14 protein-coding genes and 1 tRNA gene are annotated in these 17,265 nt (G+C 69.5%); 10 read left to right on the top strand and 5 right to left on the bottom strand.

Annotated features, from left to right (window positions below):
- Positions 1–93 precede the first annotated feature (93 nt).
- From FV229_RS02145 to FV229_RS02155, 3 genes are all read left to right on the top strand, one after another.
- Positions 94–3,303, top strand: a complete 3,210-nt coding sequence (locus FV229_RS02145; RefSeq protein WP_147750359.1) for a multidrug efflux RND transporter permease subunit — start codon at positions 94–96, stop codon at positions 3,301–3,303.
- Between the two features lie 120 nt (positions 3,304–3,423).
- Positions 3,424–4,434 (top strand): SDR family oxidoreductase, encoded by a 1,011-nt coding sequence (locus FV229_RS02150; RefSeq protein WP_147750360.1) that lies wholly within the window; start codon positions 3,424–3,426, stop codon positions 4,432–4,434.
- Positions 4,435–4,516: 82 nt separating this feature from the next.
- Positions 4,517–5,383 carry an MBL fold metallo-hydrolase gene (locus FV229_RS02155; protein WP_147750361.1) on the top strand — a complete coding sequence of 289 codons (867 nt, stop codon included), beginning with the start codon at positions 4,517–4,519 and terminating at the stop codon, positions 5,381–5,383.
- Between the two features lie 148 nt (positions 5,384–5,531).
- Here the strand turns inward: FV229_RS02155 and FV229_RS02160 are convergent, their stop codons facing one another.
- Positions 5,532–6,236: a glutathione S-transferase N-terminal domain-containing protein gene (locus tag FV229_RS02160; protein ID WP_147750362.1), complete on the bottom strand. Its 705-nt coding sequence runs from the start codon at positions 6,234–6,236 to the stop codon at positions 5,532–5,534.
- A gap of 262 nt (positions 6,237–6,498) precedes the next feature.
- On the opposite strand from FV229_RS02160, the gene FV229_RS02165 reads away from it, so the two are divergent.
- The 3 genes from FV229_RS02165 to FV229_RS02175 all read left to right on the top strand — a co-directional run bounded on the left by FV229_RS02165 (position 6,499) and on the right by FV229_RS02175 (position 7,239).
- A complete protein-coding gene (locus FV229_RS02165) occupies positions 6,499–6,732 on the top strand; it encodes a hypothetical protein (protein ID WP_147750363.1) in 234 nt (77 codons plus the stop codon).
- Between the two features lie 90 nt (positions 6,733–6,822).
- Positions 6,823–6,899, top strand: a tRNA-Pro gene (locus FV229_RS02170).
- 28 nt (positions 6,900–6,927) lie between these two features.
- Positions 6,928–7,239 (top strand): ETC complex I subunit, encoded by a 312-nt coding sequence (locus FV229_RS02175; RefSeq protein WP_147750364.1) that lies wholly within the window; start codon positions 6,928–6,930, stop codon positions 7,237–7,239.
- Between the two features lie 24 nt (positions 7,240–7,263).
- On the opposite strand, the gene FV229_RS02180 is transcribed toward FV229_RS02175, so the two are convergent.
- The 3 genes from FV229_RS02180 to FV229_RS02190 form a co-directional block, all read right to left on the bottom strand.
- Entirely contained in the window at positions 7,264–7,728 is a 465-nt protein-coding gene (locus FV229_RS02180) for a nucleoside deaminase (protein ID WP_147750365.1), read from the bottom strand.
- 65 nt (positions 7,729–7,793) lie between these two features.
- On the bottom strand, positions 7,794–8,861 hold the full coding sequence (locus tag FV229_RS02185; RefSeq protein ID WP_147750366.1) for a spore photoproduct lyase family protein: 1,068 nt from the start codon (positions 8,859–8,861) through the stop codon (positions 7,794–7,796).
- Between the two features lie 135 nt (positions 8,862–8,996).
- On the bottom strand, positions 8,997–9,761 hold the full coding sequence (locus tag FV229_RS02190) for an SHOCT domain-containing protein (RefSeq protein WP_147750367.1): 765 nt from the start codon (positions 9,759–9,761) through the stop codon (positions 8,997–8,999).
- A 308-nt stretch (positions 9,762–10,069) separates the two neighbouring features.
- Between FV229_RS02190 and glgX the strand changes: the two genes are divergently transcribed.
- The 3 genes from glgX (at position 10,070) to FV229_RS02205 (ending at position 15,020) form a co-directional block, all read left to right on the top strand.
- Positions 10,070–12,340, top strand: a complete 2,271-nt coding sequence (glgX, locus tag FV229_RS02195; protein WP_147750368.1) for a glycogen debranching protein GlgX — start codon at positions 10,070–10,072, stop codon at positions 12,338–12,340.
- Positions 12,341–12,482: 142 nt separating this feature from the next.
- Positions 12,483–12,863 carry a response regulator gene (locus FV229_RS02200; protein ID WP_147750369.1) on the top strand — a complete coding sequence of 127 codons (381 nt, stop codon included), beginning with the start codon at positions 12,483–12,485 and terminating at the stop codon, positions 12,861–12,863.
- A gap of 189 nt (positions 12,864–13,052) precedes the next feature.
- Positions 13,053–15,020 carry an AI-2E family transporter gene (locus FV229_RS02205; RefSeq protein ID WP_147750370.1) on the top strand — a complete coding sequence of 656 codons (1,968 nt, stop codon included), beginning with the start codon at positions 13,053–13,055 and terminating at the stop codon, positions 15,018–15,020.
- Positions 15,021–15,032: 12 nt separating this feature from the next.
- Here the strand turns inward: FV229_RS02205 and FV229_RS02210 are convergent, their stop codons facing one another.
- Positions 15,033–15,269: a hypothetical protein gene (locus FV229_RS02210; RefSeq protein WP_147750371.1), complete on the bottom strand. Its 237-nt coding sequence runs from the start codon at positions 15,267–15,269 to the stop codon at positions 15,033–15,035.
- Positions 15,270–15,617: 348 nt separating this feature from the next.
- Between FV229_RS02210 and FV229_RS02215 the strand changes: the two genes are divergently transcribed.
- Positions 15,618–17,240, top strand: a complete 1,623-nt coding sequence (locus tag FV229_RS02215; protein WP_147750372.1) for a hybrid sensor histidine kinase/response regulator — start codon at positions 15,618–15,620, stop codon at positions 17,238–17,240.
- Positions 17,241–17,265: the final 25 nt, after the last annotated feature.

A 17,265-nucleotide genomic window follows, 5' to 3' on the forward strand; every position in this document is an offset into this window, starting at 1 on the left:
AGCCGACGAGCGGCACCGGTCCCGACCGGTGCGGCGCCATCGACGACGCCGGTGGCCGGCTCCGCGAGGGGCGGCGACCCAGAGGTTTGACCGATGCGTTTTGCCCACTTCTTCGTCGATCGGCCGATCTTCGCGTCGGTCACGTCGATCATCTTCCTGCTCCTCGGCTTCGTCGCCTACGAGAGCTTGCCGGTCTCGCAATATCCCGAGATCGTGCCGCCGACGGTGACCGTGCGCGCGAGCTTCCCCGGCGCCAACGCCGAGACGGTGGCCGCGACGATCGCGACGCCGATCGAGCAGGAGGTGAACGGCGTCGACAACATGCTCTACATGACGTCGTTGTCCACCAACGACGGCAACATGCTGCTGACCGTCACCTTCAAGGTCGGCACCAACCTCGATATCGCCAACGTGCTGGTGCAGAACCGGCTCTCGGTGGCACAGCCGCGCCTGCCGCCTGACGTGCGCAACCTCGGCGTCACCGTGCGTAAAGCATCGCCCGACCTGATGCTGGTCGTGCACTTGCTTTCGCCGAACAAGACCTATGACCAGAACTATCTGGCCAACTATATCTACCTGAACATTCGCGACGAGATGCTTCGCCTCGACGGCGTCGGCGACATCACCATCTTCGGCGGCAACGAGTACGCCGAGCGCATCTGGCTCGACCCGAACAAGCTCGCCGCCTACGGCCTCTCCACCACCGACGTGACCGCGGCGCTGCAGGAGCAGAACGTGCAGGTCGCCGCCGGCGCCCTCAACGCGCCGCCGGCCAAGACCGGCGAGGCGTTCCAGCTCGTGGTGCAGTCGCAAGGCCGCTTCCAGACGCCGGAGGAGTTCGCCGACGTCATCGTGAAGGCCACCAACGGCCGCCTCGTGCGGGTGAAGGACGTGGCCCGCACCGAGATGGGCCAGAAGGACTACACCACGAACTCCTTCCTGAACGCCACGCCGGCGGTGGGCATCGGCGCGTTCCAGCGCCCGGGCACCAACGCGCTGGACGCGGCGGCCTCCGTCAAGAAGGTGATGGAGAACCTCAAGAAGAACTTCCCGCCCGACGTCGAGTACCGCATCGCCTACAACCCGACCGAGTTCATCGAGGAATCGATCCAGGAGGTCTACAAGACCCTCTTCGAGGCGGTCGGCCTCGTGGTGATCGTGATCCTGGTGTTCCTCCAGAGCTGGCGCACGGCGCTGATCCCGGTGATCGCGATTCCCGTGTCGCTCGTCGGCACCTTCGCGGCGATGTCGGCCTTCGGCTTCTCGCTGAACAACCTCACCCTGTTCGGGCTGGTGCTCGCCATCGGCATCGTCGTCGACGACGCGATCGTCGTGGTCGAGAACGTCGAGCGCAACATGGAGGAGGGGCTCTCGCCGGGCGAGGCCGCGCACAAGACCATGGACGAGGTCGGCTCGGCCGTCGTCGCCATCGCGCTGGTGCTGGCCGCGGTGTTCATCCCGACGGCGTTCATCCCCGGCATCTCGGGCCAGTTCTACAAGCAGTTCGCGCTGACGATCGCCGCCTCGACGATCATCTCGGCCTTCAACTCGCTGACCCTGTCGCCGGCGCTCTGCAAGCTGCTGCTGGTGCCCCACCACGCCCGCAAGAAGCCGAAGTTCTTCCTGACGCGGTTCATCGCGTGGCTCGCGGACCTGTTCAACCGCGGCTTCGAGGCGCTCTCGAACGGCTACGCCCGGATCGTCGGCCTGCTCACCGGCTACACCGTCGGCATCGTCGCGGTGATGGTGTTCTACGGCTTCGTCATCTTCGGCACGATCCACCTCGTGCAGACGACGCCGACGGGCTTCATCCCCGACCAGGACCAGGGCTACCTGATCGGCGTGGTCCAGCTGCCGGCGGGCGCCTCGCTCGACCGCACCACCGCGGTGGTGAATCGGGCGGCGGCGGAGGCGCGCAAGATCGACGGCGTGACCAACACGGTCATCATCGCCGGCTTCGACGGCGCGACCTTCACCAACACCACCAACTCCGGCGTGATGTTCATCACGCTGGCCGGCGCCAAGGAGCGGGCGGTCCACGGGCGCAGCGCGGCCGTCATCACCGGCGACGTGCTGAAGGCCACCGCCAACATCCAGGAGGCGCGGGTCATCGTCATCCCGCCGCCGCCGGTCCGCGGCCTCGGCAACGGCGGCGGCTTCAAGATGCAGATCGAGAGCCGGCAATCCTCGCAGACCGGCCCGCTGCTGGCGGCCGCCGGCGAGCTGATCGGCCAGGCCAACCAGAGCAGCGACGTGCAGCGGGTGTTCACCACCTTCGGCAACGACACGCCGCAGCTCTACCTCGACATCGACCGCACGATCGCCCGGATGCTTAACGTGCCGCTGGCCAACGTCTTCGCCTCGGTCCAGGCGGACCTCGGCGGCGCCTACGTCAACGACTTCAACACGCTGGGCCGCATCTACCAGGTGCGCCTGCAATCGGACGCCGCCTACCGGACCTCGCAGCAGGACATCTCGCAGATCAAGGTCCGCTCCTCCACCGGCGCCCTGGTGCCGCTGGGGACGCTCGCCTCGCTGCGCACCGTGGCCGGCCCGCAGATCGTGCAGCGGTTCAACCTGTACTATTCGGTGCCGGTGCAGGGCGTGGCCAAGCCCGGCGTCTCGACCGGCCAGGCGCTGACTGCCATGGAGCAGATCGCGGCCAAGGCGCTGCCGGAAGGCTACGCCTACGACTGGACCGAGATCGCCTACCAGCAGAAGGCCACCGGCAACACGGCGGTCTACGTGTTCGCGCTCGGCATCCTGCTGGTCTTCCTGGTGCTCGCCGCCCAGTACGAGAGCTGGGCGCTGCCGATCTCGATCCTGATGGTGGTGCCGACGGGCGTGCTCGCCGCGCTCTTCGGCGTGCAGTTGCGGGGCCAGGACAACAACATCCTGACCCAGATCGGGTTGATCGTGCTGATCGGCCTGGCCGCCAAGAACGCCATCCTGATCGTCGAGTTCGCGCACGACATCGAGGAGGCCGAGCACAAGGGCCCGGTCGCCGCCGCGATCCAGGCCTGCCGCCTGCGCCTGCGCCCGATCCTGATGACCGCCTTCGCCTTCATCCTCGGCGTGCTGCCGCTGGTGATCGCCACCGGCCCCGGCGCCGAGATGCGTCAGGCGCTCGGCACGGCGGTGTTCTTCGGAATGATCGGCGCGACCTTCTTCGGCCTGTTCCTGACGCCGGTCTTCTACGTGATGATCCGGAACATCGTGATCTGGATCGGACGGAAGCGCGGCAAGAAGGCCGACGACGGCCACGGCGGCACCCCGGCCCCCGCGGCACCCGCGCACGCCTGACCGGATCACCGGCGACCTTCAGCGGCCCGCAGGGCGTGTCCATTGGGCACGCCCTGCGGGCCGCAACCGTTTCGGCGGCGACGGCTTGTCGCTGCGAAGACGTCGGGGGGAAGAGCGCGCATGGCACGGGTCGCAGTCGTCACGGGAGGCACCGCCGGGATCGGGCTCGCCACCGCCCACCTGTTCGCGTCCCGCGGCTGGGCGGTCGCCGTGATCGCCCGCGACGTGGGCCGCCTGCGCTCCACCGCCGCCGCCTTGGCCGCCTACGGCCGCCCGGTCCTCACCATCTCCGCCGACGTGTCGGACGCCGAGGCGGTGGATGCGGCCGCCGCCCGGATCGAGGCCGAGCTCGGGCCGATCCGCGCCTGGGTCAACAACGCGATGTCGACGGTGGTGAGCCCGGCCGACCGGATCACGCCGGCCGAGTACCGCCGCGTCACCGAGACGACCTATCTCAGCCAGGTCTACGGGACGCTGGCCGCCCTGCGTTACATGAAGCCGCGCAACCGCGGGGCGATCCTTCAGGTCTCGTCGGGCTTAGGCTTTCGCGCGGCGGCTCTGCAGGCGCCGTACTGCGCGGCCAAGTTCGCCGTCTCCGGCTTCACGGATTCGCTGCGCTGCGAGCTGATCCACGACAAGAGCGATGTCTCGCTCAGCGTGATCTACCTGCCGGCGGTGAACACGCCGCAATACAAGTGGACCCGCAACCGGACCGGCCGCGACCAGAACGCGCCGGACCCGGTCTACGATTCCCGCCTCTGTGCCGAGGCGATCGTCTTCGCCGCCGAGCACCCACGCCGCGAGGTCTGGGTCGGCCGCAGCACGGTGATGATGGCGGCAGCGCAAGCGCTGGTCCCGGGCTTCGCCGACAAGAAGGCCGCCGAGATGTGGCCGAAGCAGATGACCGACGAGGACATGGCCGACCGGGCCGGCAACCTCGACGCCCCGGTGCCGGGCGACGTCGGCATCGACGGGCGCTTCGGCGATCGGACTAAGGCGACGCGCACCGCGTTCTGGACCAGCCGCGAGCGCGACCTGCTGATGGCGGGATTCGCCGGAATCGCCCTGGTGGGTCTCGCGAGCGCCGCCGCGGTCGCCCGCGCTCCGCGCCGCCTGCTGCCGCGGCCCTGACGGGCTTCCGTTCGCGATTGCAACGCGATCGGGAACGGTTCTACGAAGCGCTGCGACCATCCCTGCTGCCACGAGGCGACGCGTGCCCGGATACCTGCCCTTTGCCGGCGCCCTCGATCTGCCGGCCTACGTCTGCGACAATTGCGGCTTCTGGCAGCGCCACTTCACGACGCCGCCCGCCTGCCCGATGTGCCTCGATGCCCGCCACGTGGTGCCGCAGGACGGCTGGCAGTTCTGGACCAAGGGGCAAGCCCAGGAACGCTTCCCCTGCCATTGGCAGGAGCTCGAGCCGGGCGTCTGGCGGTTCTGGAACGAGCCGGTCTCGGGGATCGGCCCGTCCAGCTACCTGATCTGCACGGATGCCGGGAACATGGGCTTCGAGGGTTGCCCGGTGTTCAGCGAGGCGGCGCTCGACCACATCGCGAGCCTCGGGGGCATGCAGGTGCTCTCGTCCTCGCACCCGCACGCCTACGGGGCGCTGGTGCAGCTGCAGGACCGGTTCGACCCGGAGCTGTGCCTGCCGGCTGCCGACTTCACCTGGAGCGCGGCGCTGCAGGTGTCGTGGCCCTACGACGACTTCCTCGAGCCGCTGCCGGGCCTCGAGCTGCACCGCACCGCCGGCCATTTCGACGGCCACGCGGTGCTGTTCGACCGAGGCCGCAAGATCTGCTTCTGCGGCGACGCGCTGAAGTTCGAACTCGACCCCGCGGATTTCCGCCGTGCCGTGACGATCTCGGCGCACAAAGCCTTCGTGCGCGGCGTGCCGCTGACGACGAACGAGCTGCGCCACTACCGCGACGTGTTCGCCCGCCTCGACTTCACCCAGACCTGGACCCCGTTCGAGCCCGCCGCCAATTGCGGCCGGGCCGAGGTGCTGGCGCTGATCGACGGCATGCTCGGCACCCGGCCGCACGCGGCACCGGTGCCCTTGGATGGGCTGAGGCGGTAGCACGCTTCACAGGCTCAGCCGCGGATCAGGGTTGGCGCGCCCAACCCGGCGCGACCCCCTCTACCCCCGGGAGAGGGGACCCGCGCTTCGATCACCACACATCGCGCGCGGCGAACCCCTGATTGGACGACGCGGGTCCGTCGCGCCGTCAGCGCTTGGTGTTCCCGGCCGTCTGCCCGAACATCACCTTCTTGGCGTCCGCGCTCATGGTCTTGCCGTGGTCCGGGTTGACCTCCGGGGCTCGGGCGTAGGCCGCCTTCGTGCCCGGGCGCTCACTGATCGCATGGAACCAGCGCTTGAGGTTCGGGTGCTCGTCGAGGTTTTGGCCCTGCTTCTCCCACGGCACGATCCAGGGATAGGCCGCCATGTCGGCGATGCCGTAATCGCCGGCGACGTAGTCCCGGTCGGCCAGGCGCCGGTCGAGGACGCCGTAGAGCCGGTTGGTCTCGTTGACGTAGCGGTTGACCGCGTAGGGGATCTTCTCGGGGGCGTATTGCGAGAAGTGGTGGTTCTGGCCGAGCATCGGCCCGAGGCCGCCCATCTGCCAGAACAGCCATTGCAGCGCCTCCTGCCGCCCGCGCAGGTCCGTGGCGAGGAACCGGCCGGTCTTCTCGGCGAGGTAGAGCAGGATCGCGCCCGACTCGAACAGCGTGATCGGCGCACCGCCGCCGGCCGGCTCGTGGTCGACGATCGCCGGCATGCGGTTGTTCGGCGCGATCTTGAGGAAGCCGGGATCGAACTGCTCGCCCTTGCCGATGTTGACCGGCTTGATCGTATAGGGAAGCCCCGCCTCCTCGAGGAACATCGTCACCTTGTGACCGTTCGGGGTCGGCCAGTAGTAGAGATCGATCATCGAAACTTCCTCACGTGACGTGGACCGTCGCGCCCTCGATGCCGCAGGTGGGTCGGATGCGCCGCGGATCAAGCGGCGTTCGGAACCGGGCGGGTCCGAAGGTACGACCGCGCAGGTCAGGCCGGCTTGGATCACGTCGGCCATCGCCTCATCGCGAATCGTGTGCCGGGCGTTACTGCCGACTCGATCAAATGCGATCCACTCCGCGGCCGATTCCTTCACGGGCGGCATGGTTTGAGTCGCTGCATCGGGGAGGCGATCCATGATCAGCGCGACATCGATCAGCAGTGCCGGCCTCGTCGCCGCGTCGCAGAGGTTCGCGTCGAGCGCCACGCAGGTGGCCGAGATCGGGACGAGCCTGCCGAGCGCCACCCAGGTGGACCTGTCGAGCACGGCCGTCAGGATGATCGAGGACAAGGCTTCCTTCGCGGCCAACGCCGCGGTCGTGCGCGCCTCCGACGCCATGGAGCGGAAGCTCCTCGACATCCGCGTCTAGGGCCGCCGCGTCCAAGGCCACCGCGTCTTCTCCCGCGACACCGATCGAACCTTGCCGGCATCGCGCCGACCCCGTAAGACCGATGCATGTCGGGGTGTAGCGCAGTCTGGTAGCGCACCTGGTTTGGGACCAGGGGGTCGTAGGTTCGAATCCTATCGCCCCGACCATCGATTTCCGGAGCGGTGTCTGAAGGCCATGTCGAGCGCCCGCATCTTCCAGCCGTCCAAGGACGCGTCGCAGTCCGGCACCGCGCGCACCAAGGTCTGGCACCTCGAGTTCGACCAGACCGCACCGCGCGAGACCGACCCGCTGATGGGCTGGACCGGGTCGGGCGACATGCTGCAGCAGGTCCACCTGAAGTTCGAGACGCTGGAGGACGCAGTCGCCTACGCCAAGAAGGCCGGCATCGCCTACCGCGTCGAGGAGCCGAAGAAGGCGCCCCCGCGCAAGGGGCTGTCCTACTCCGACAACTTCAAGTTCAACCGCACGGCCCCCTGGACGCACTGACGGGACGCGACGCGGCGGACCCCGTCACGCTTGGTCCTTGCGCGCCTTCCAGGCCGCGTAGGGTGCCGTGGCCTCCGGTACGTCGAGGTGCTTCAGCCGCATCGGCTGCTCGTCGAGCGGGCGGCACAGCTCGGCGTAGATCTCGGCACCGAGCAGCCCGAATTCGCCGGCCGTCGCGGCGGCGTTGGCGAAGTAGCCCTCGCGTATCCCCGAGAGCCGCATCGCGGCGTGGCACATCGGGCAGGGCTGGCCGCTGGCGTACATCACGCTCCCCGACAGGTCGCGGCTGTTGAGGCGCCGGCTGGCCTCGCGCAGGGCCACCATCTCGGCGTGGCCGGTCGGGTCGTTGGTGGTGTGCACGTTGTTGGCGACTCGGGCCAGGACCTCGTCGCCGCGCACGAGCACGGCGCCGTAGGGCGTGCCCCCGTCGCAGACGTTGTCGGCGGCAAGCTGCACCGCCTCGCTCAGGTATCGTGCGTGGTCGCTCATGGTGGATCGCTCTCCCGAATGCGGACGGGAACGCGGAGCCGGCGAGAACGGTTCGATTTCGCCGTTCAGAACGCGTAGCGCACGGTGCAGTACGGCATCGTCTCGTCGAGCACCGCCTTGAAGCGGGCGAGCCAGCGGCCCTTCCATCCGGCGCGGTAGCGCACGTTGGCGCCGCCGCCCTCCGAGACCTTCGCCTCCTGGATGTCGGGCCGCCACAGCAGGTCTTCGGCGCGCGGGTGCCAGCCGAGGTTGACCGCGTGCAGGCCGGCATTGTGCGTCAGCAGGATGATCTCGCACTTGAGCTGGGCCTTGGCCGCGGCCGAGAGCGTGCCGTCGATCTCCTGGAACAGCGCCCGCCAATCCGCCTCCCAGCCCTCGTAGAGGATGACCGGCGAGAAGTTGACGTGCACCTCGTAGCCGGCGGCCACGAAGTCGTCGATCGCCGCGATCCGCTCCGCGATCGGGCTGGTGCGCACGTCGACGACCTTGGCGATCCGCGCCGGCATCAGCGAGAAGCGGATGCGGGTGCGCCCCTGCGGGTCGTAGGCGAGCAGGTCGCGGTTCACGGCCTTGGTCGCGAACGAACCCTTGGCGTTCGGGAGCGTGCGGAACAGGGCCACGAGGTCGCGGACGTTGTCGCAGATCGCGGCGTCGACCGAGAGGTCGCCGTTCTCGCCGATGTCGTAGACCCAGGCGGCCGGATCGATGGTGTCGGGCTCGGGCAGCGCCCCTTGCCTCGTGGCGTGCCGCGCGATCGCCGCGCAGGCGGCCTCGACGTTCACGAACAGCGAGATCGGGTTCGAGAAGCCCTTGCGCCGCGGCACGTAGCAATAGGCGCAGGCCATGGCGCAGCCGTTCGAGGTCGAGGGCGCGATGAAGTGGGCGCTGCGGCCATTGGGGCGCATCGTCAGCCCCTTCTTCACGCCGAGCACCAGGGTCGAGCGCTTGATCCGGACCCAGTCCTCCACCGAGCCTTCGTTGCCGTGGAGCGCCGGGATGTTCCAGTGCGACGGCACCGCGATGCGCGTCGCGTCGGGATAGCGCGCAAGGATCTCGCGCCCGCGCGGAAACGTCTCCACCGCCGGCTCGTGGTAGATCGTGGTGACGTCGAGGAGGTCGCCGATCGTGGCCATACGCTGTCCGGCGGACCGGAACGCGGCCGCCTTCGACATATGGGGCGGGCGGGCTCGAACGACCTGTGCGGAACGCCCGAAAGCGGTGCGTTCCGCCCTGTGGCCCAACGGCGCGGCAGGGTTTTGCGGGCGACGCTAGATCCGCGAGAGCAGCTCGGCCTTCTTGTCGGCGAACTCGGCCTCGGTGAGGACGCCGCGCCCGTGAAGCTCGGCGAGCCGCTCGATCTTCGTGAACACGTCGCCGTCTGGCGCCGGCTCCGGCGCGGCCGCAGGCCGCGGTGTGGAGGCGGGGGGAGAGCAAGGTTCGGGTATAGAAGCGGCGGCGCGTGCGGGCTCGGTCGCGTCGGGGGCGAGGCGGCGCAGGGTGTCGAGGCCGATGCTCCCCTGCGGTCCCGTGAAGCGCAGGGCGCCGTTCGACTGAGAGACGCCCGAGATCTGGTGCTCGCCGGTGTCGTAGAGCGCGACGCCGGAATCGGACTCGATCGCCAGCCGCCGCGCCTCGGGGAAGTAGGCGTAGCGCAGCCCGTCCTGGGCGCCGGCGCTCGACGGCCGGCCGAGACCCGCCGGCCACCATTCGCCGCCGCCGCGCTCGCTTGCGTTCCAGCCCTGGCCGCTCCAGCCGGCGGCGGGCAGCGCGCCGGCAAGCTCGGCGCAGAGGCCGGCGACGCGGGCCTTCAGCTCGGCGTCGAACATCCGCCCGACCATGACCATGCCGCCGGAGAACCACTGGCCCATGCCGCCGAGCTCCGGGTGGTCGAACTGCGCCATCGTGCCGTTGCCGGCCTCCAGCGCCCGCAACAGGTGGCGTACCGCGTCGAGGCCGACGCCGTGGCGGTCGGCCACGATCTGCAGCCCGGAGGCGTGATCGGGGCCTTCGTCGTTCGTTGCCTCGACGCTCATGCGGTCTGCTCCGGAAGGCGCGACGCGCCCGATTGGCGCCGCGATGGGCCGCGAATGCCGGGCCGTGCCCGGGGCGAGCCCTTTCTATGGCGCGCCGCACGGGGCGGTGGAAGAACCCAGCGTGCGCAAAAATCTCAGGTGCCGGAACGGGTTCCGCCCGGATCGCGGGCTCGTGTCGCTGCGCTGCAAAAATTTCCGGCGCCCGGGAGCTTCGCCGTCGGCCGCACGTTCACAAAACGGCCCGGGGGCCCCGTCGCCGAACGTCAGGCGGCGGTCGTCGTGATGCGGCCCCGGCCGACGGAGTGAACATGGCCGACCCAATCCGAAACGTAGTCTCGACCCGCCCCGTTCGTTCGCGCATCCAGGAAGGCAAGCCCTATCCCCGCGGCGCCACCTGGGACGGCCTCGGCGTGAACTTCGCCGTCTTCTCCGCCCACGCGACCAAGGTCGAGCTCTGCCTGTTCGACGAGTCCGGCGAGAAGGAGATCGAGCGGATCGCGCTGCCCGAATACACCGACGAGGTCTGGCACGGTTACCTGCCCGACGCGCGGCCCGGCACGATCTACGGCTACCGCGTCCACGGCCCCTACGAGCCGAAGGCCGGGCACCGCTTCAACCACAACAAGCTGCTGATCGACCCCTACGCCAAGGGGCTCGTCGGCTCGATCACCTGGAACCCGGCGCTGTTCGGCTACCAGATGGAGACCGGCGACGACCTGACCTTCGACGAGCGCGACAGCGCGCCGTTCACCCGCCGCAGCCAGGTCATCGACCCGGCCTTCACCTGGGGCGCCTACCGCAAGCCGAACGTCCCGTGGGAGAAGACCATCGTCTACGAGGCCCACGTGAAGGGCCTGACCAAGAACCATCCGCGGGTGCCCGAGCGCCTGCGCGGCACCTATGCCGGTCTCGGCAACCCCGACGTGCTCGACTACATCAAGAGCCTCGGCGTGACCGCGGTGGAACTGCTGCCGGTCCACGCCTTCGTGCAGGACGACTATCTGCAGGAAAAGAACCTGGTCAATTACTGGGGCTACAACACGATCTCGTTCTTCACCCCCGCCCGTCGCTACGCGGCGGTGCCGGACTTCGCCTTCTCGGAGTTCAAGGAGATGGTCGCCCGCCTGCACGGCGCCGGCCTCGAGGTGATCCTCGACGTGGTCTACAACCACACCGCCGAGGGCAACGAGAAGGGTCCGACCCTGTCGTTCAAGGGGATCGACAACGCCTCCTACTACCGGCTGCTGCCGGGGCAGGAGCGCTACTACATCAACGACACCGGCACCGGGAACACCTTCAACCTCTCGCATCCCCGCGTGCTGCAGCTCGTCATGGACTCCCTGCGCTACTGGGCCACCGAGATGCGCGTCGACGGCTTCCGCTTCGACCTCGCCACCATCCTGGGTCGCGAGCCGCACGGCTTCGACGAGGGCGGCGGCTTCCTCGACGCCTGCCGCCAGGACCCGGTGCTGAACGACGTGAAGCTCATCGCCGAGCCGTGGGATTGCGGCCCGGGCGGCTACCAGGTCGGCGGCTTCCCGCCCGGCTGGGCCGAGTGGAACGACCGGTTCCGCGACGACGTGCGCGGCTACTGGAAGGGCGACGAGGGCCTGCTGCCGGATCTGGCCAACCGCATCACCGGCTCGGCCGACAAGTTCAACAAGCGCGGGCGCAAGCCCTGGGCCTCGGTGAACTTCCTCACCGCGCATGACGGCTTCACCCTGCACGACACCGTCGCCTACAACGACAAGCACAACGAGGCCAACGGCGAAAACAACCGTGACGGCCACTCGCACAACCTGTCGTACAATTACGGCGTCGAGGGCCCGACCGACGACCCGGCGATCCGCGCCGTGCGCCTGCGCCAGATGCGCAACATGCTCGCGACCCTGTTCCTGTCGCACGGCACGCCGATGCTGCTGGCCGGCGACGAGTTCGCGCGCACCCAGCAGGGCAACAACAACGCCTACTGCCAGGACAACGAGGTCTCGTGGATCGACTGGGGGGCGATCGGCGCCGAGGAGCGCGACCTCGCCGAGTTCACCCAGCGCCTGATCCTGCTGCGCAACGCCCTGCCGATCCTCAGCCGCGGCCGCTACCTGACCGGGCAGTACGACGAGGAGTTCGGCGTCAAGGACGTGACGTGGCTGCGCCCGGACGGGCACGAGATGGGATCTGAGAACTGGACCGACGGCGGCGCCCGCTCCCTAGCGGTGCTGCTCGACGGGCGCGCCCAGGCGTCGGGCGTGCACCGGCGCGGCGGCGATGCCACCTTGCTGATCATGTACAACGCCTACCACGACCTCGTGCAGTTCACCCTGCCCGAGTCGGTCGGCGGATCGGCCTGGACGCGCCTGCTCGACACCAACCTGCCCGACAGCCAGGAGGTCGCGAGCTTCACGTCCGGCGAGCGCTACGACGTGACCGGGCGCTCGATGCTGATGTTCGTCCTCAAGCCCGACGACACCCCCGGCGACGCGGTGACGGAGATGGAGCGCTCCTACCAGCACGTGATGCAGGCCTTCGAGCGGGCCAACATCCAAGAGGTCCATTTCCACCTCAACGACGAAGATCGCTGAACGCGGCGCCTTCCCCTCGAGCAGATGATCTGCCACGAGGGTTTGAATACAAAAAATCGGACGATCGTGGGCCGCCGCGCGTTGAAGAATCGATGCGCGGCGGCGACGCGTCGGACGGCCGTGCGTCGGGGACCCAACATCCATGCCCAAGATTCTGCTGGTCGAAGATCACGAGGAGATCTGGGATTTCCTGTCCCGCCGGCTCAAGCGTCGCGGGTACGAGGTGATCCTGGCTCATGACGGCGAGGCCGGCGTGCAGCAGGCGCGCTCGGGCCGCCCCGACGTGATCCTCCTCGACATGAACCTGCCGATCCTCGACGGCTGGTCGGCGGCCCGCGCGCTGAAGTCCGGCAGCGACACCCGCGGCATCCCGATCATCGCGCTCACCGCCCACGCCATGTCGGGCGATCGCGACAAGGCGATCCAGGCCGGCTGCGACGACTACCACCCCAAGCCCGTCGACTTCTCGAAGCTGCTCAGCCAGATCAGCGCGGCCTTGGGCGAGACCGCGACGGCGGGCTAGGGCGGTTCTCCTCCCTTCCACCTCATCCTGAGGTACCGCAGCTCAGCGGGCCTCGAAAGAGCCCTCCCGCGGTCTCGGCGGGTCCTGGAGGGCTCCTTCGCAGCCCGCTGCCGCGGGCACCTAAGGATAAGGGGCGTCGATGGGGGAACGCTCGAGCGGTCGAACACAGGCGTAACCGGAGCGTAATCCATGAGCGACGACCCCGTCACCGCGCAGCGCCTGAAGAACGGCCTGCCGGTCTTCGTCGCCCTGGCCTCGCTGCTGCTCGTCCTCGCGGTGATGGCCGCGCTGTATTTCGGGCGCGACATCCTCGTGCCGGTGACGCTGGCGATCCTGCTGAGCTTCGTCCTCGTGCCGGCGGTGCGCCTGCTCGGGCACATCCGCATGCCGCGGGTGCCGGCGGTGCTGCTGGTGGTCGTCGTGGTGTTCGGAGCACTGTTCGGGATCGGCAGCCTGATCGTGCGCGAGGGCGGGCAGCTCGTCTCCGACCTGCCGCGCTACTCCCTGGTGATGCAGGACAAGATCAAGTCCCTGCGCGGCGCCACCGCCGACACCGGCACGCTGTCGCGCATCGTCGACGTGTTCCAGGACCTGAGCGCGACGCTGTCGCCGCCGCCGCCGCCGGAGCTGAAGGGCGATCCGGGCTCGACCGGGCATCCGCTCACCGTGGAGATCCGCGCGGCGCGGGCCGGCCTCGTCGAGAACCTCCAGACCTTCGCCGGGCCGATCCTGCACCCGCTGGCCACCACCGGCCTGATCCTGATCTTCACGATCTTCATCCTGCTCCAGCGCGAGGACCTGCGGAACCGGATGATCCGGCTGGCCGGCGGCTCGGGCGACCTGCGCCGCACCACCGCGGCCATCGACGACGCGGCGCGCCGCCTCAGCCGGTTCTTCCTGGCGCAGCTCGCCCTCAACGTGGCCTTCGGCGTGGTGATCGGCGTCGGGCTGTGGTGGATCGGTGTACCGAGCCCGACCCTGTTCGGCGTGCTCGCGGCGATCCTGCGCTTCGTGCCCTATATCGGCGCCGCGATCAGCGCCCTGCTGCCGCTGGTGCTGGCGGCCTCCGTCGATCCGGGCTGGAGCATGGTGATCGCCACGGCGGCGCTGTTCCTCGTGGTCGAGCCGATCGCCGGCCACGTGATCGAGCCGCTGCTCTACGGGCACTCCACCGGGCTCTCGCCGATCGCGGTCATCCTCTCGGCGACGATCTGGACGTTCCTGTGGGGGCCGATCGGCCTCGTGCTGGCCACCCCGCTCACGGTCTGCCTCGTCGTGCTCGGCCGCCACGTCGACAGGCTCTGGTATCTCGACGTGCTGCTCGGCGACAAGCCGGCCCTCGACCCGCCCGAGATCTTCTACCAGCGCATGCTTGCCAACGACCCGGCGGAGGCGATCGACCAGGGCCGGCAGTTCCTGAAGGAGCGCGCGCTCGTCACCTACTACGACGAGGTCGTTCTGGCCGGCTTGCGGCTGGCGCAGGACGACCTGTCCCGCGGCACCCTCGACCGTGCGCGCCAGGGCGAGGTCGGCGCCGCGATTCGCACCGTGGTCGCCCGCCTCGGGACGACGCCGGTGGCCCTGCGCCCGCGCAAGGGAAAGGCGCGGACTGGGAGCTCCGAAGCCGCCGCCGCCGTCGCCGCGGCGGGGCCGGACCGTAAGGTCGCCGCCGTGGTGCTCAAGCCCGCCGACCTCGCGCCGGCCTGGCGCGGCGCGGTGCCGGTGCTCTGCGTCTCCAGCCGCGGCCCCTTCGACGAGGCGGCGACGCTGATGCTGAGCCAGACCCTCGACCGCCACGGATTGCGCTCCGAAGTGATGGCCATGTCGGCGATCCGCGGCGGCGCCCGGCCGAAGGACGCGGCCAGCCTCGCGATGATCTGCTTCTCCTATCTCGAGCCGGTGAGCCTGTCGCAGATCCGCTTCACCGTCCGGCAGGCCCGCGCCGCGGTGCCGGGCGTGCGCGTCCTCGTCGGGTTCTGGGGCGAGCGCGACCCGGCCACCCTCGACCGCCTGCGCCGGGCGACCTCCGCCGACGTCCTCGTCACCACCCTGAACGACGCGATCGAGAACGCCGTCGCCGTGTCGCGTGCGCCCGGCGTCGAGCCGGCGCGGACGGCGGCGACGCCCGTTGCCACCCTGCCGCAGGCGGCGGAGTAGTCCGGGGCGGCGTCAGCCCTCCGCCGGCAGGGCGAGCTTGATCGCGATGCCGTGGGCGTCGTGCTCGAAGATGTGGGCGACGTCGTGCACCAGCCAGCGCGACGCCTCGGCGTCGAACCCGAGGATCACGCACTCGCCGACCCGCGGCACCGGCTCGCCGGGCGCGAAGACGATCGTGCGACGGGCCGACCGGAGGCCGTGACCGGCCGAAGGATCGGGCGCGATGAACACCACGTCGATGTCGGACATGGGCCCGGATAATCTCAGGTTGCAGTCGTCAAGACTGCTGCTCGCCGACGTAGGACGCACGGGGACTTCCCGATTCGGGAAGGCGCGGCGTCGAGATCAATCCCTATCCATCCCGAGGCAAGCTGAACAGTGACGGCGGCGGCCGGATCGCCGGTTCGGGCGACAATTCGCCTTCGATCGAGTTTGGACTCCCGCTAGAAAACCTGGATCGCACGGTCGCCCCTTCGCGTTGTCGCGATGACGTCGGCTCGGAGGCTGTCCGAACAGGGGCAACGCCGCCGTGTTACCCGCCCAGCCGCACCATCACGGAGTCGCGAGACCGATGCCGACGGACGAGACCGCCCCGACATGACCCAGACGCCCGAGACCCCGCCGACCGGCCGCACCACCCGCGTCGGCGCCGGGTCCGCCACCGCCATGTCCGACCCGCGCAACGAGATCTTCTTCGCGGCCGTCGAGACGACCCGCATGCCGATGACGGTCACCGATCCGCGCCAGCCCGACAACCCGATCATCTTCGCCAACAACGCCTTCCTGGCGATGTCCGGCTACGGCCAGGAGGAGATCATCGGCCGCAACTGCCGCTTCCTGCAGGGGGCGGAGACGGACCGCGAGGCGGTGGCGCAGGTCCGGGCGGCGATCGACGAGCGGCGCGAGTACAGCACCGAGATCCTGAACTACCGCAAGGACGGCTCGACCTTCTGGAACGCGCTGTTCGTCTCCCCGCTCTACGACACCAACGGCGAGCTGCTGTACTTCTTCGCCTCGCAGCTCGACGTGTCGCGCCGGCGCGACGCCGAGGAGGCTTTAGGCCAGGCTCAGAAGATGGAGGCGCTGGGCCAGCTCACCGGCGGCATCGCGCACGACTTCAACAACCTGCTCCAGGTCATCGTCGGCTACGTCGACATCCTCAGCGCCGGGTTGGAGAAGCCCGACGCCGACAAGGCCCGGCTGGGGCGCGCCGCCGACAACATCCGGCAGGCCGCGCAGCGCGCCACGACCCTGACGCAGCAGCTCCTCGCCTTCTCGCGCAAGCAGCGGCTGGAGGGCCGCGCGGTCAACCTCAACGCCCTGATCGGGGGAATGCGCGACATGGTCGCCCGCTCCGTCGGCGACGCCGTCACCGTCGCCTACGACCTGGCGCCGGACCTGTGGAACTGCCGCGTCGACCCGACCCAGGCCGAGGTCGCGCTGCTCAACGTGATGATCAACGCCCGCGACGCGATGCCGGAGGGCGGGCCGATCCGGGTCGTCACCGAGAACCTCGACGTATCCGAGCGCGAGATCACCGGGACCGGCCCCCTGCGCGCCGGGCGCTACGTCCAGGTCTCGATCACCGACGGCGGCACCGGCATGCCGCCCTCGGTGCTGACCCGCGTGATGGACCCGTTCTTCACCACCAAGGAGGAGGGCAAGGGCACCGGCCTCGGCCTCTCGATGGTCTACGGCTTCGCCAAGCAATCGGGCGGAGCCGCGAAGATCGAATCGGTTTTGGGGGAGGGCACCACCGTGCGCCTGTCCTTCCCGGTGACCGAGACCGGGGTGAAGGAGGCGCCCAAGCCGCCCGCCCGCACCACCGAGCGCCAGGGCACCGAGACCATCCTGATCGTCGACGACCGCGAGGACGTGGCCGAGCTCGCCCGCACGATCCTGCGCGACTTCGGCTACGTCACGCTGATGGCCGGGAACGGGCGCGAAGCGCTCGAGATCCTCGACGGCAACGACCGCATCGACATGATCTTCACCGACCTGATCATGCCGGGCGGCATGAACGGGGTGATGCTCGCCCGCGAGGCGCGCCGCCGGCAGCCGCGCCTCAAGGTGCTGCTCACCACCGGCTACGCCGAGGCGAGCCTGGAGCGAACCGACGTCGGGGGATCCGAGTTCGACGTGTTGAACAAGCCCTACCGCCGGACCGACCTGATCCGCCGCGTGCGCGCGGTCCTCGACGGGCCGACCGGAACCGGCTGAGGCGCCGTTCGCCGCACCGCACGAG

It is taken from the genome of Methylobacterium sp. WL120, assembly GCF_008039465.1.
GTDB classification, from domain to species: domain Bacteria; phylum Pseudomonadota; class Alphaproteobacteria; order Rhizobiales; family Beijerinckiaceae; genus Methylobacterium; species Methylobacterium cerastii.

Excerpts from the sequence above, each read along its gene's own strand:
- FV229_RS02145 (WP_147750359.1), top strand. The coding sequence starts at position 94 with ATGCGTTTTGCCCACTTCTTCGTCGATCGGCCGATCTTCGCGTCGGTC.
- FV229_RS02150 (WP_147750360.1), top strand. The coding sequence starts at position 3,424 with ATGGCACGGGTCGCAGTCGTCACGGGAGGCACCGCCGGGATCGGGCTC.
- FV229_RS02160 (WP_147750362.1), bottom strand. The coding sequence starts at position 6,236 with ATGATCGATCTCTACTACTGGCCGACCCCGAACGGTCACAAGGTGACG.
- FV229_RS02165 (WP_147750363.1), top strand. The coding sequence starts at position 6,499 with ATGATCAGCGCGACATCGATCAGCAGTGCCGGCCTCGTCGCCGCGTCG.
- FV229_RS02175 (WP_147750364.1), top strand. The coding sequence starts at position 6,928 with ATGTCGAGCGCCCGCATCTTCCAGCCGTCCAAGGACGCGTCGCAGTCC.
- FV229_RS02180 (WP_147750365.1), bottom strand. The coding sequence starts at position 7,728 with ATGAGCGACCACGCACGATACCTGAGCGAGGCGGTGCAGCTTGCCGCC.
- FV229_RS02185 (WP_147750366.1), bottom strand. The coding sequence starts at position 8,861 with ATGGCCACGATCGGCGACCTCCTCGACGTCACCACGATCTACCACGAG.
- FV229_RS02190 (WP_147750367.1), bottom strand. The coding sequence starts at position 9,761 with ATGAGCGTCGAGGCAACGAACGACGAAGGCCCCGATCACGCCTCCGGG.
- glgX (WP_147750368.1), top strand. The coding sequence starts at position 10,070 with ATGGCCGACCCAATCCGAAACGTAGTCTCGACCCGCCCCGTTCGTTCG.
- FV229_RS02200 (WP_147750369.1), top strand. The coding sequence starts at position 12,483 with ATGCCCAAGATTCTGCTGGTCGAAGATCACGAGGAGATCTGGGATTTC.
- FV229_RS02205 (WP_147750370.1), top strand. The coding sequence starts at position 13,053 with ATGAGCGACGACCCCGTCACCGCGCAGCGCCTGAAGAACGGCCTGCCG.
- FV229_RS02210 (WP_147750371.1), bottom strand. The coding sequence starts at position 15,269 with ATGTCCGACATCGACGTGGTGTTCATCGCGCCCGATCCTTCGGCCGGT.
- FV229_RS02215 (WP_147750372.1), top strand. The coding sequence starts at position 15,618 with ATGACCCAGACGCCCGAGACCCCGCCGACCGGCCGCACCACCCGCGTC.